Here is a 16,135-nt window from a genome sequence, read left to right as displayed (position 1 = left end):
GTTTTTGACGCCAACTTTTTTGCTCTTACAGACAAGGGAATGCCCCTGGCGCCGACATCCATGCGGCCCGGTCGGCAACCAGGCAAGCCTCACCAGGAGAAGTGCATGAGCAGCGTCGTCGCCGTCGTGAAAAGCATCATCGGCCAAGTGATTGCGGTATCCCCCGAGGGCGTCCAGCGCGTCCTGGTCGAAGGTGACCGCATCTACCAGGGCGAACAGCTGCTCACCGGCGCCGCAGGAGCGGTGACGCTCGACGTCGGCAAGGGCAAGCTGGTGGACCTGGGCCGCGACAGCCAGTGGAGCAGCGCCGACCTGCCGCAGGCCGAGACGCACCACGCAGCCGCGCAGCCGGCCAACGCTCCGAGCACCGAGGACCTGCAGAAGGCCATCGCCGCCGGCCTCGACCCGACCCAGGCCCTCGCCCCTACCGCGGCGGGCCCCAGTGCCGCTCCGTCGGCAGGTGGCAATGGCGGCGTCGGTGGCGGTCACAGCTTCGTGATGCTCGATGCCACTGCCGGGCACGTCGACCCGAACATCGGCTACGCCACCGCCGGCCTGGACAACGGCGGCTCCGCCGGCGACGAGCACCAGGGCGACCTGCCGCCCAACCTCGCGCCAGAATTCAGCGAAGGCAGCAACGGTGTGCTGAACCTCACCACCGCCGAGGACACCCTGCTCACGGGCACCTTCGCCGCCCGCGATCCGAATGGCGACACCATCAGCTACAGCGTCGGCCAGGCCCCGGCCAATGGCCTGCTGGTGCTCAATCCCAACGGCACCTGGCAGTACAACCCGAACGGCGACTACAACGGCGCAGACAGTTTCACCGTGATCGTCACCGACGCCCGTGGCGCCACCAGCACCCTGGTGGTGAACGTCGGCATCACCCCGGTGAACGACGCTCCGGTGGCTACTGGCACCTATACCAGCACCGTCACCGACACCGCCGCCAACGACAGCTTCGCCGACATCAAGGGTCAACTGACCGCCACCGACGTCGACGACACCAACCTGACCTGGAGCGGCAGCGCCAAGGGCGCCTACGGTGAACTGACCGTCAACGCCGACGGCAGCTACACCTATGTGGTCGACGCCAATGCGGTGAATGCCCTGCCCCTGGGGCAGAACCCGAGCGAAAGCTTCACCGTCACCGTGACCGACCCGTCCGGCGCTACCGACACCCGCGTCATCACCATCAACGTGCAGGGCGCCAACGACACGCCGGTCGCCCAGGATGGCCAGGATGGCCAGGCCAGCGTCACCGAGGACAGCGTGATCGGCGGCCAACTGGTGGCCACCGACCGCGACACCGGCAGCACCCTCACCTTCACCACCAACGGCAACCCGCCGGCGGGCTTCACCCTGAAGCCGGACGGCAGCTGGACCTTCGATGGCAAGGACCCGGCCTACCAGCACCTGGCCGAGGGCGAGACCCAGGTGGTGCAGGTGCCCTACACCGTCACCGACGAGCACGGCGCCACCAGCACCGCCACGCTTACCGTGACCCTGACCGGCACCAACGACGCGCCGGTCGCCCTGCCGGGCGCTGCCACCACCGAAGAGAACACCGTGCTCAACGGCCAGGTTCCGGCCGCCAGCGACGTGGACGGCAGCGTCACCGGCTACCAGCTGACCACTGGCGTCGGCCAGGGCAACGGCAGCCTGAGCTTCAATCCGGACGGCAGCTACAGCTTCAACCCCGGCAAGGACTTCGACAGCCTCGCCCAGGGCGAGACCCGCGACGTGACCTTCACCTACCAGGCGAAGGACAACAACGGTGCGCTGAGTGACCCGCAGACCATCACCATTACCGTCACCGGCACCAACGACGCGCCGGTTGCCCAGCCGGGCACCGCCACCACCGAGGAGAACACCGTTCTCAATGGCCAGGTTCCGACCGCCAGCGACGTGGACGGCAGCGTCACCGGCTACCAACTGACCACTGGCGTCGGCCAGGGCAACGGCAGCCTGAGCTTCAATCCGGACGGCAGCTACAGCTTCAACCCCGGCAAGGACTTCGACAGCCTCGCCGAGGGCGAGACCCGCGACGTGACCTTCACCTACCAGGCGAAGGACAACAACGGCGCGCTGAGCGACCCGCAGACCATCACCATCACCGTCACCGGCACCAACGACGCGGCGGTGATCACCGGCCAGACCAGCGGCAGCGCCGATGAAACCGACGCCCCGCTGACCCTCGGCGGCAAGCTCGATGTCACCGACGTCGACAGCCCGGCCACATTCCAGGCCCAGAACAACGTCGCCGGCCTGCACGGCACCTTCAATCTCGGCACCGACGGCACCTGGACCTACACCGCCAACAGCGCCTACAACGAGCTGAATGTCGGCGACAAGCTCACCGACACCTTCACCGTGAAGGCCGCCGACGGCACCAGCAGCACCGTGACCGTCACCATCAACGGCACCAACGATGCACCGGTGGCCAGCGCCACCAGCGGCGCCGTGAAGGAAGACGCGCAGATCAGCGGCCAGCTCGCCGCCACCGACGCCGACGATGGCGCCAAGCTCACCTACACGCTGGACAAGACTGCCCCGGCCGGCTTCAGCGTCGATGCCGACGGCAAGTGGTCCTTCGATGCCAGCGTCAGCGAATACCAGCACCTGAAAGCCGGTGCCACCCAGACCATCCAGGTGCCATTCACCGTCACCGATGAACACGGCGCCACCAGCTCCAGCAGCCTGACCATAACCATCACCGGCACCAACGATGCGCCGGTGGCCCAGGCTGCCAGCGCAGCGGGCACTGAAGACAAGCTCAGCTTCGGCAAACTGGTCGCCACCGACGTGGACGACGGCGCCAAGCTCAGCTTCAGCCTCAACGACAAGGCACCGGCCGGCTTCACCCTGCTCAAGGACGGCACCTGGGCCTTCAACGGCCTGAACCCGGCCTACCAGAGCCTCGCCGCCGGCGAGACCAAGGTCCTGTCGATCGACTACACCGTCACCGACGAACACGGCGCCACCAGCACCAACACCCTGACCCTGACCGTCACCGGCACCAACGACACGCCGATCGCCCTGCCCTCGCTGACCTTCGTCCGCGAAGACGCGCAGATCAGCGGCGAGCTCAAGGCCATCGACGTCGACAACGGCGCCCAGCTGACCTTCAGCCTGAACCAGGCCGCCCCGGCCGGCCTGACCCTGGGCAGCGACGGCAAGTGGAGCTTCGACGCCAGCGATGCCGCCTACCAGCACCTGAAGGCTGGTGCGGTGCAGGTCATCAACGTGCCCTACACCGTCACCGACGAACACGGCGCGAGCACCCAGAGCTCCCTGGTGATCACCGTCACCGGCACCAACGATGCCCCGCGCGCTGATGCCGCTACCGCTGCGGCAGTGGAAGACCAGGTCAGCAAGGGCCAGCTCACCGCCACCGACGTGGACGATGGCGCCAAGCTGAGCTTCAGCGTCTCCGGCAACCCGCCGGCTGGCTTCACCCTGAAGACCGACGGCAGCTGGACCTTCGACGGCAAGAACCCGGCCTACCAGTCCCTCGCCGAAGGCGAGACCAAGGACATCGTGGTCAAGTACATCGTCACCGACGAACACGGTGCGACCGATACTCAGACCCTGACCATTACCGTCACCGGGACCAACGACGCGCCCATCGCCTACGCCGACATCGCCACCACTGAAGAGAACACCGTTCTCCAGGGCCAGGTTCCGGCCGCCACCGATGTCGACGGCACCATCGCCAGCTACCAGCTGACCAGCGATATCGCCCAGGGCAAAGGCTCGCTGACCTTCAACGCCGATGGCAGCTACACCTTCACCCCCGGCACCGCGTTCGACCACCTGGCCGTCGGCCAGAGCGAGAACGTCACCTTCACCTACCAGGCGAAGGACAACAACGGCGCGCTAAGCGACCCGCAGACCATCACCATCACCATTACCGGCAGCAACGACGCACCGGTGGCCAGCGCCACCAGCGGCGCCGTGAAGGAAGATGCGCAGATCAGCGGCCAGCTCGCCGCCACCGACGCCGACGATGGCGCCAAACTCACCTACACGCTGGACAAGACTGCCCCGGCCGGCTTCAGCGTCGACGCCGACGGCAAGTGGTCCTTCGATGCCAGCGTCAGCGAATACCAGCACCTGAAAGCCGGTGCCACCCAGACCATCCAGGTGCCGTTCACCGTCACCGATGAACACGGCGCCACCAGCTCCAGCAGCCTGACCATCACCATCACCGGCACCAACGATGCGCCGGTGGCACAGGCTGCCAGCGCAGCGGGCACTGAAGACAAGCTCAGCTTCGGCAAACTGGTCGCCACCGATGTGGACGACGGCGCCAAGCTCAGCTTCAGCCTCAACGACAAGGCGCCGGCCGGCTTCACCCTGCTCAAGGACGGCACCTGGGCCTTCAACGGCCTGAACCCGGCCTACCAGAGCCTCGCCGCTGGCGAGACCAAGGTCCTGTCGATCGACTACACCGTCACCGACGAACACGGCGCCACCAGCACCAACACCCTGACCCTGACCGTCACCGGCACCAACGACACGCCGATCGCCCTGCCCTCGCTGACCTTCGTCCGCGAAGACGCGCAGATCAGCGGCGAGCTCAAGGCCATCGACGTCGACAACGGCGCCCAGCTGACCTTCAGCCTGAACCAGGCCGCCCCGGCCGGCCTGACCCTGGGCAGCGACGGCAAGTGGAGCTTCGACGCCAGCGATGCCGCCTACCAGCACCTGAAAGCCGGTGCGGTGCAAGTCATCAACGTGCCCTACACCGTCACCGACGAACACGGCGCGAGCACCCAGAGTTTCCTGGTGATCACCGTCACCGGCACCAACGATGCCCCGCGCGCTGATGCCGCCACCGCGGCGGCAGTGGAAGACCAGGTCAGCAAGGGCCAGCTCACCGCCACCGACGTGGACGATGGCGCCAAGCTGAGCTTCAGCGTCTCCGGCAACCCGCCGGCTGGCTTCACCCTGAAGACCGACGGCAGCTGGACCTTCGACGGCAAGAACCCGGCCTACCAGTCCCTCGCCGAAGGCGAGACCAAGGACATCGTGGTCAAGTACATCGTCACCGACGAACACGGTGCGACCGATACCCAGACCCTGACCATCACCGTCACCGGGACCAACGACCCGGCCGTCATCGGCGGCGTGGCCAGCGTGAGCGTCAATGAGACCGATGCACCGATCACCACCGGCGGCCAACTGACTGTCACCGACGTCGACGGCGCGGCCAGCTTCCAGGCGCAGAGCAACGTCGCCGGCCTGCATGGCACCTTCAACCTCGGCACCGACGGCACCTGGACCTACACCGCCAACAGCGCCTACAACGAGCTGAATGTCGGCGACAAGCTCACCGACACCTTCACCGTGAAGGCCGCCGACGGCACCAGCAGCACCGTGACCGTGACCATCAACGGCACCAACGATGCTCCGGTCGCCTCGGCCGATGTCGCCAGCACCGAAGAGAACACCGTGCTCAACGGTCAGGTTCCGGCCGCCACCGATGTCGACGGCACCGTTGTCAGCTACCAGCTGGCCACCGACGTGGCGCAAGGCAAAGGCACGCTGACCTTCAATGCCAACGGCAGCTACACCTTCAATCCGGGTACCGCCTTCGACCACCTGGCCGCAGGCGCCAGCGAGAACGTCACCTTCACCTACCAGGCGAAGGACAACAACGGCGCCCTGAGCGACCCGCAGACCATCACCATTACCGTCACCGGCACCAACGACAAGCCGGTGGCCTTCGCCGATGCCCAGACCACCGAGGAGAACACCGTTCTCGATGGCCAGGTTCCGGTCGCCACCGATGTCGATGGCACCATCGCGGGTTATCAACTGGCCACCGACGTGGCACAGGGCAAAGGTTCGCTGACCTTCAACAGCGATGGCAGCTACACCTTCAATCCGGGCAGCGACTTCGACCACCTGGCCGCCGGCCAGAGCGAGAACGTCACCTTTACCTACCAGGCGAAGGACAACAACGGCGCCCTGAGCGACCCGCAGACCATCACCATTACCGTCACAGGCACCAATGACGCGGCGGTGATCACCGGCCAGACCAGCGGCAGCACCAACGAGACCGACGCCCCGGTCACCCTCGGCGGCAAGCTCGATGTCACCGACGTCGACGGCCCAGCCAGCTTCCAGGCGCAGAGCAACGTCGCCGGCCTGCACGGCACCTTCAACCTCGGCACCGACGGCAGCTGGACCTACGTCGCCAACTCGGCCTTCAACGAACTGAAAGTCGGCGATCAACTCACCGACACCTTCACCGTGAAGGCCGCCGACGGCACCAGCACCAGCGTGACCGTCACCATCAACGGCACCAACGACAAGCCGGTCGCCTACGCCGACACCCAGACCACCGAAGAGAACACCGTTCTGCACGGCCAGGTTCCGGTCGCCACCGACATCGACGGCACCATCGCCAGCTACCAGCTGGCCACCGGCATCGCCCAGGGCAAAGGCAACCTCGCCTTCAACACTGACGGCAGCTACACCTTCACCCCCGGCACCGCGTTCGACCACCTGGCCGCAGGCGCCAGCGAGAACGTCACCTTCACCTACCAGGCGAAGGACAACAACGGCGCCCTGAGCGACCCGCAGACCATCACCATTACCGTCACCGGCACCAACGACAAGCCGGTGGCCTTCGCCGATGCCCAGACCACCGAGGAGAACACCGTTCTCGATGGCCAGGTTCCGGTCGCCACCGATGTCGATGGCACCATCGCGGGTTATCAACTGGCCACCGACGTGGCACAGGGCAAAGGTTCGCTGACCTTCAACAGCGATGGCAGCTACACCTTCAATCCGGGCAGCGACTTCGACCACCTGGCCGCCGGCCAGAGCGAGAACGTCACCTTTACCTACCAGGCGAAGGACAACAACGGCGCCCTGAGCGACCCGCAGACCATCACCATTACCGTCACCGGCACCAATGACGCGGCGGTGATCACCGGCCAGACCAGCGGCAGCACCAACGAGACCGACGCCCCGGTCACCCTCGGCGGCAAGCTCGATGTCACCGACGTCGACGGCCCAGCCAGCTTCCAGGCGCAGAGCAACGTCGCCGGCCTGCACGGCACCTTCAACCTCGGCACCGACGGCAGCTGGACCTACGTCGCCAACTCGGCCTTCAACGAACTGAAAGTCGGCGATCAACTCACCGACACCTTCACCGTGAAGGCCGCCGACGGCACCAGCACCAGCGTGACCGTCACCATCAACGGCACCAACGACAAGCCGGTCGCCTACGCCGACACCCAGACCACCGAAGAGAACACCGTTCTGCACGGCCAGGTTCCGGTCGCCACCGACATCGACGGCACCATCGCCAGCTACCAGCTGGCCACCGGCATCGCCCAGGGCAAAGGCAACCTCGCCTTCAACACTGACGGCAGCTACACCTTCACCCCCGGCACCGCGTTCGACCACCTGGCCGCTGGCCAGAGCGAGAACATCACCTTCACCTACCAGGCGAAGGACAACAACGGTGCGCTGAGCGACCCGCAGACCGTCACCATCACCGTTACCGGCAGCAACGACGCGGCCATCATTGGCGGGCAGACCAGCGGCAGCGCCAACGAAACCGATGCCCCGGTCACCATCGGCGGCAAGCTCGACATCAGCGACGTCGACGGCCCGGCCAGCTTCCAGCCCCAGGCCAGCACCGCCGGCAGCTATGGCACGTTCAGCCTGGCTGCCGATGGCACCTGGAGCTTCGTCGCCAACTCCGCCTTCAACGAACTGAAAGTCGGCGACAAGCTCACCGAGACCTTCACCGTGAAGGCCGCCGACGGCACCAGCGCCAGCGTCACCGTGACCATCAACGGCACCAACGACAAGCCGGTGGCCTTCGCCGATACCCAGACCACCGAAGAGAACACCGTTCTCCACGGCCAGGTCCCGGTCGCCACCGATGTCGACGGCACCATCGTCCGCTACGAGGTGGTCAATAATCTCGCCCAGGGCAAGGGCACCCTGGCCTTCAACGAGGACGGCAGCTACACCTTCAACCCGGGCACCGCCTTCGACCACCTGGCCGCCGGCCAGAGCGAGAACGTCACCTTCACCTACCAGGCGAAAGACAACAACGGAGCCGTGAGCGGTCCGCAGACCATCACCATCGTCGTTACCGGCAGCAACGATGCCGCCGTCATCAGCGGTGTCAGCTCGCGCGACGTGAATGAAACCGATGCGCCGATCAGCACCGGTGGCAAGCTGAACATCACCGACGTCGACGGCCCGGCCAGCTTCCAGGCCCAGAGCAACGTCGCCGGCAAGTACGGCACCTTCAATCTCGGTACCGATGGCAACTGGACCTACGTCGCCAGCAGCGCCTACAACGAGCTGAAGCAGGGCCAGACCCTGACCGACACCTTCACCGTCAAGGCTGCCGATGGCACCAGCGCCACGGTGACCGTGAACATCATCGGTACCAACGACAAGCCGGTCGCCTTCGGCGATACCGTCACCACCGACGAAAACGCCGTGCTGAACGGCCATGTACCGGCTGCGACCGACATCGACGGCACCATCGCGAGCTACCAGCTGGCGACCAACGTCGCCGCCGGCAAGGGCACGCTGACCTTCAACGCCAACGGCAGCTACAGCTTCAACCCGGGCACCGCCTTCGATCACCTGGCCCAGGGCCAGAGCGAGAACGTCACCTTCACCTACCAGGCGAAGGACAACAACGGCGCCCTGAGCGACCCGCAGACCATCACCATCACCGTCACCGGCACCAACGACAAACCGGTCGCCTACGCCGACACCCAGACCACCGAAGAGAACACCGTTCTGCACGGCCAGGTCCCGGTTGCCACCGACGTCGACGGCACCATCGCGGGTTATCAACTGGCCACCGACGTGGCCCAGGGCAAAGGCTCGCTGACCTTCAACACCGATGGCAGCTACACCTTCACCCCCGGTACCGCCTTCGATCACCTGGCCGCCGGCCAGAGCGAGAGCGTCACCTTCACCTACCAGGCGAAGGACAACAATGGCGCGCTGAGCGATCCGCAGACCATCACCATCACCGTCACCGGCACCAACGACAACCCGGTTGCCGTGCCGGACACCGCGCACACCAACGAAGACACCGCGATCCGCATCGACGTGCTGGGCAACGACACCGATGCCGAACACGACGCCCTGATCGTCACCGGCGCCAGCGCCGGCAACGGCACCGTGGTGATCAACCAGGACGGCAGCCTGAGCTACACGCCGAAGGAGAACTTCAGCGGCTCCGACACCATCACCTACACCATCAGCGATGGCAAAGGCGGCACCTCCACCTCCACCGTGGCGGTGAGCATCGAGGCCGTGGCGGACAAGCCGAACCTGAGCCTGGACGGCAGCAGCAGCCACCCGAAAGCCACCGGCCTGACCGTGGACACCTGGACCGGCCTGGACCTGGGTACCGGCGGCAATGGCGCGGCGCCAGCCACCCTGCAGCAGAAGATCGACGCAGCCGGCACCCCGACCACCCACGGCTCCACCGACAGCGTGCGCAATACCGACGTCACCGCCGGCACCGCCACCAAGGTCAGCGGCCTGATCTTCCTCGAGGCCGGCCACACCTACACCTTCAGCGGTGTGGGCGATGACAGCGTGCGCCTGGTGATCGGCGGCAGCACCGTCGCCGAGGCCACCTGGGGCGGCAGCAGCGGCAAATTCAGCGGCACCTTCACCCCGACCGAGAGCGGCTACTACCCCATCGCGCTCTACCAGCACAACCAGAGCGGCCCGGGCAACTACACCCTGAGCATCTCCGACAATGGCAGCGCCGCGCAGGTGCTGGGCACCGGCAGCGCGCAGGTCTACCACGACACCAGTGAGCTGACCGCGGGCGGCGAGCGCCTGACCGACCTGACCGGCAGCAGCGGCCAGAGCCACTACAAGGTGTTCGGCCTCAACGAAGGCAACGAAGACAGCGCGATCAACCTGTCGAAGATCAAGGCCTCGCTGGTCGATACCGACGGCTCCGAGACCCTGTCGATCAGCATCGGCAAGATCCCGGTGGGCGCCACCCTGAGCGACGGCAAGAACAGCTTCACCGCCGACGCTACCCACAGCAGCGTGGACCTCAAGGGCTGGAACCTCGACACCCTGACCCTGACTCCGCCGGCCGACTTCAACGGCACTATCAAGCTGGAAGTCAGCGCCACGGCGACCGAAAGCAGCAACAACGATGCGGCGACCCGCACCGTCGACCTCAACGTCACCGTGTACCCGGTGAACGATGCGCCGACCAGTGCCAACCAGAACCAGAGCACTGCCGAAGACACCCCGCTGACCGGCAAGATCGTCGCCAGCGACGTCGATGGCGATACCCTCAGCTACGCCGTGAAAGCCAGTGCCACACCGGCCCACGGCAGCGTGACGGTGAATGCCGCCACCGGTGACTACACCTACACGCCGGCCAAGGACTACAACGGCCCGGACAGCTTCACCGTCCGTGTCAGCGACGGTAAAGGCGGCTTCGTCGACTCCGTGGTGAACGTCAACGTCACCCCGGTCAACGACGCGCCGACCACTGCCGACCAGTCCAAGACCACCGCCGAAGACACCGCGCTGACCGGCAAGATCGTCGCCACCGATGTCGATGGCGACACCCTGAGCTATGCCGTCCAGAGCGGCACAGCCCATGGCACGCTGGTGCTCAACACCGCCACCGGCGACTACACCTACACCCCGAGCAAGGACTACAACGGTCCGGACAGCTTCACCGTCCGCGTCAGTGACGGCAAAGGCGGCTTCGCCGACTCCGTGGTGAACGTCAACGTCACCCCGGTCAACGACGCCCCGATCACCGCCGACCAATCCAAGACCACTGCCGAGGACACGGCCCTCACCGGCAAGATCGTCGCCAGCGATGTCGATGGCGATACCCTGACCTACACCATCAAGGCCGGCAGCGCGCCGACCCACGGCAGCGTCACGCTCAACGCGGCCACCGGTGACTACACCTACACCCCGAGCAAGGACTACAACGGTTCCGACAGCTTCACCGTGGTGGTCAGCGACGGCAAAGGCGGCACGGTGAACTCCGTGGTGACCATCAACGTCACCCCTGTCAACGACGCGCCGACCACTGCCGACCAGTCCAAGACCACCGCTGAAGACACCCCGCTGACCGGCAAGATCGTCGCCACCGATGTCGATGGCGACACCCTGAGCTATGCCGTCCAGAGCGGCACAGCCCATGGCACGCTGGTGCTCAACACCACCACCGGCGACTACACCTATACCCCGAGCAAGGACTACAACGGTCCGGACAGCTTCACCGTCCGCGTCAGCGACGGCAAAGGCGGCTTCGCTGACTCCGTGGTGAGCGTCAACGTCACCCCGGTCAACGACGCACCGATCACCGCCGACCAGTCCAAGACCACTGCCGAGGACACTGCCCTCACCGGCAAGATCGTCGCCAGCGACGTCGATGGCGATACCCTGACCTACACCATCAAGGCCGGCAGCGCGCCGACCCACGGCAGCGTCACGCTCAACGCGGCCACCGGTGACTACACCTACACCCCGAGCAAGGACTACAACGGCTCCGACAGCTTCACCGTGGTGGTCAGCGACGGTAAAGGCGGCACGGTGAACTCCGTGGTGAGCGTCAACGTCACCCCGGTCAACGATGCCCCCGAAGCCAAGAACGACACCAAGTCCACCGGCGAGAACACCACCCTCAGCAGCCAGGTGCCGGTGGCGACCGATATCGACAGCTCGGTCAACCCCAATGGCTACGCGCTGGTACAAGGAGTGGGCAGCGGCAACGGCAGCCTGACCTTCAACGCCAACGGCAGCTATGTGTTCAACCCCGGTACCGACTTCGACTCGCTCGCTCCGGGCGAGAGCCGCCAGGTGACCTTCACCTACACGGCGAAGGACGCCGAGGGCGCGGTCAGCGCACCGGCCACCGTGACCATCACCGTCAATGGCGCCAACGACGCGCCCAACGGCGCCGACAAGACCATCACCCTGGACGAAGACAGCAGCCGCAGCTTCAGCGCGACCGACTTCGGCTTCAGCGACGTCGACCACAACGACGCCCTCAGCGCCGTGCGCATCGACAGCCTGCCCACCAACGGCAGCCTGAAGCTCAACGGCACTGCCGTGACTGCCGGCCAGGTGATCGACGCCGCCGACCTCGGCAAGCTGGTCTTCACCCCGGCAGCCAACGCCAACGGCAACAACTACGCCAACTTCACCTTCTCGGTGAAGGACAGCAACGGCGCCTTCGACGCTACGCCGAACAAGGTGACCGTCAACGTCACCCCGGTGAACGACAACCCGGTGGCAGTGAACGACAACTTCACCCTCAGCGGCCTGAAGGGCAACTACTGGGGCTACAACGAAGGCCCGGATGGCGCCAACCTGACCAACCTGAGCCAGGTGACCGCCTTCATGAACGGTCACGCTGCCAGCGCCACCTTCACCTCCACCACGCTGAACTACAACCTCAGCGGCGGCGACCTGGGTGGCGACGGCAACCTGCAGAAGTTCCTCGGCAACGATGCGGGCTCGCTCAATACCGATCCGGCGAACACCTCCGACGCGATCATCCAGCTGAGCGGCGCAATCAGCCTCAACGCCGGCAACTACCAGCTGCGCGTCAACGCCGACGATGGTTTCAGCATCAAGATCGACGGTGTGGAAGTCTTCAAGTATGACGCCATCCAGAGCCCCACCGGCCGCGAGTCGGCGGTGTTCAACATCGCCCAGAGCGGCAACCACACCATCGAAATCATCTACTGGGATCAAGGTGGCCAGGCTCAGCTGCAGGTCGAGATGCGCCCGCAGGGCGGCACCTACAGCACCGTCGGCGGCACCGCACTGACTCACGCCGTGAGCGAACTGGTGACCAATGAGGACACCCCGCTGACCATTGCCCCGCAGACGCTGCTGGGCAACGACAGCGATGTGGACGGTGACAGCCTCTCCATCGTCAGCGTGCAAGGTGCAGTGAACGGCAGCGTGAAGCTCGAAGGCGGCAATGTCGTCTTCACCCCGACCAAGGACTTCAACGGCTCCGGCAGCTTTACCTACACCATCAGCGACGGCCACGGCGGCACCAGCACCGCGACCGTCACCGTGAGCGTCAACGCGGTGAACGATGCGCCGGAAGCCAAGAACGACGGCAAGACCACCGGCGAGAACACCTCGATCAGCGGCCAGGTTCCGGCCGCCACCGATATCGACAGCGCGGTGGACGCCAACGGCTACGCACTGGTCAGCGGCCCGAGCGCCGGCACCCTGACCTTCAACGCCAACGGCAGCTACGTGTACAACCCGGGCACCGCGTTCGACTCGCTCAACGCCGGCGAAACCCGCCAGGTGACCTTCACCTACACCGCCAAGGACGTGCAGGGCGCGGTCAGCGCTCCGGCCACCGTGACCATCACCATCAACGGCGAGAACGACGCCCCCACCGGCGCCGACAAGACCGTCAGCCTCAACGAGGACGGTAACCGCACCTTCACGGCTGCCGACTTCGGTTTCGCCGACAAGGACGCCGGTGATGCGCTCAAGGCCATCCGCATCGACAACCTGCCCACCGCCGGCAGCCTGACCCTCAACGGTCAGTCGGTCACCGCCGGCCAGGTGATCGCCGTCAGCCTGCTCGCCAGCCTGGTCTACACCCCGATCGCCAACGCCGCCGGGGCGGCCTACGCCACGCTGAAGTTCTCGGTGCAGGACAGCCACGACAGCTTCTCCAGCGCATCCAACACCCTGACCTTCACCGTCAATGCGGTGAACGATGCGCCGCTGTCGGCGGACGGTTCGGCCAGCGTCTACGCCGGCAAGACCTACACCTTCGGCCTGAAGGACTTCGCCTTCAGCGACACCGCGGATTCCGCCAACGGCCAGAACCACAGCCTGCAGAACGTCATCGTCAAGGCCCTGCCAGACTCCGGCAGCCTGCTGCTCAATGGCACCGCGGTGAAGGCCGGCCAGGCCATCAGCGCCAGCGACGTCGCCAGCGGCAAGCTGACCTTCGTACCGGACTCTGCCGGCGCCAATGCGCACTTCAGCTTCGCCGTGCAGGACAGCGGCGGTACCGCCAACGGCGGCGTCGACACTTCGCCGACCTACGGCTTCGACATCCACGTCGGCCAGGTGCAGATCCCGAGCACCACGCCCAATGGTGACAACACCCTCACCGGCGGCTCGGGCGATGACGTCATCCTCGGCGACGTAGGCGGCGTCAAGACCCTCACCCAGGGCGGCACCAACTACAACATCGCCCTGGTGATCGACACCTCCGGCAGCATGGCCTACAACCTCGCCGGCCAGTCCGGGGCGGCTTATGCCGACTCGCGCATGAAGCTGGTCAAGGACGCGCTGATCAACCTGGCCAACGAGCTCAAGGGCCACGACGGCGTCGTCAATATCGCCCTGATCGGCTTCCAGAGCACCGCCAGCCTGAAGGTCAGCGTCTCCGACCTGACCAGCGCCAACATCGACAAGCTGGTCACCGCCATCAACGGCCTGTCCGCCACCGGCGGCACCGACTACCAGGCGGCGTTCGAGCAGGCGGTCAGCTGGTTCAACGGCCAGACCAAGGGCTACACCAACCTCACGCTGTTCCTCACCGACGGCGACCCGACCGAGTCGAAGTCCTACGGTGACGGCTCCAGCACCAGCAACAATATCGTCAAGGAATCGGCCCAGGCCTTCGTTGCCCTCAGCGACCTGAGCGAAGTGCGCGCCATCGGTATCGGCACCAACGTCAACTCGGACATTCTCAAGCACTTCGACAACAGCAATGTCACTGGCCTGGACACGTCGATCGCGCTGAGCACTTCCAACGCGACGTTGTTCACCTTCAACAATGGCACCACCCTGACCGGCTGGACGCTGGCCAAGAGCTCGACCGGTACGGTCGGAATCTCCGCCAACAAACTGTCCATGACCGACACCCATGCCGACGGGGCGAGCACCGCTACCAGCTCGGATCTGACCGTTGCGAAGAACAGCATGTCGACCTTCAGCTTCGACTTCGCAGAGAGCATGAGTCGCGGCGACACCTTCACCTACTCGCTGGAGAAACTGGTCAATGGCGTCTGGACCAGTGTGGAGAGCAAGACGCTGACGTCCACCTCGAGCAACACGACCTACACGACAGGCGCCGTGGGCGAAGGCACCTATCACCTGAACTTCGTGCTGACCGATACCACCAACAACAGCAGCGCCGCCTCCGCCACCATCGACAACATCAAGCAGGCCACGACCAACTACGCGCCGACCGGCGAAGTGGACATCGTCAAGCAGGCCAGCGACCTCACCGCCGCGCTGCATGGTGGTTCCACCAGCACCGAGCTGGCGCCGTCAGGCAACGACACCATCCACGGTGGTGCCGGCGACGACATCATCTTCGGCGACACCATCAACACCGACAACCTGCCCTGGGGCGTCAACGGCAACCCGGCGAAACCGGCCGACATGCCGGCCGGCTCCGGTGTCAGTGCGCTGTCGGCGTTCCTCGAACTGAAGAACGGCCACGCTGCGACCAGCGACGAGATGTACGACTACATCAAGAACAACCACACGCTGTTCAACGTCGATGGCGATACCCGTGGCGGCAGCGACAACCTCTACGGTGGCGATGGCAACGACATCCTCTACGGACAGGGCGGCAACGACTTCCTGTTCGGCGAGAATGGCAACGACATCCTCATCGGCGGCACCGGCGACGACCAGCTCACCGGCGGCAAGGGCAACGACATCCTCACCGGCGGTGCGGGTGCCGACACCTTCATCTGGCGAGCCGGCGATATCGGCAACGACACCATCACCGACTTCAAGGCTGGTGAAGGCGACCGCATCGATATCAGCGACCTGCTGCCGGAGACCGCGCACAACGACATCCTCAGCTACCTGAAGGTGGACACCACGACCTCGACCCTGCAGGTGAGCACCACCGGGCAGATCAACAATGGCGGTGCCGCGGACGTCACCATCAAGCTGAGCGGCGTCGACCTCTCCGCCTACGGCTCGACCTCCACCGAGATCGTCAACAAGCTGGTGGCGGGTTCCGACCCGGTGGTCAAGACTGAGCATCACTGATCCGAGGTTGCCGCAAGGCTGCCAAACGGTCAGGCTCTGACACGGCGACAGCGGGGCCACCCTTCGGGGT

General features: G+C 65.6%; 1 protein-coding gene. It reads left to right on the top strand.

Annotation, left to right across the window (positions count from 1 at the left end; translation table 11 throughout):
• The first annotated feature begins 105 nt into the window (after positions 1–105).
• Positions 106–16,065: a retention module-containing protein gene (locus tag RS899_RS02575; protein WP_315809020.1), complete on the top strand. Its 15,960-nt coding sequence runs from the start codon at positions 106–108 to the stop codon at positions 16,063–16,065.
• The last annotated feature ends 70 nt before the right edge of the window (positions 16,066–16,135 follow it).

The organism is Pseudomonas sp. C9-3, from assembly GCF_032392015.1.
GTDB classification, from domain to species: Bacteria; Pseudomonadota; Gammaproteobacteria; order Pseudomonadales; family Pseudomonadaceae; genus Pseudomonas; species Pseudomonas nitroreducens.
Note: the sequence above shows the minus strand (reverse complement) of the source record. Positions and strands in the feature narration are given on the sequence as shown.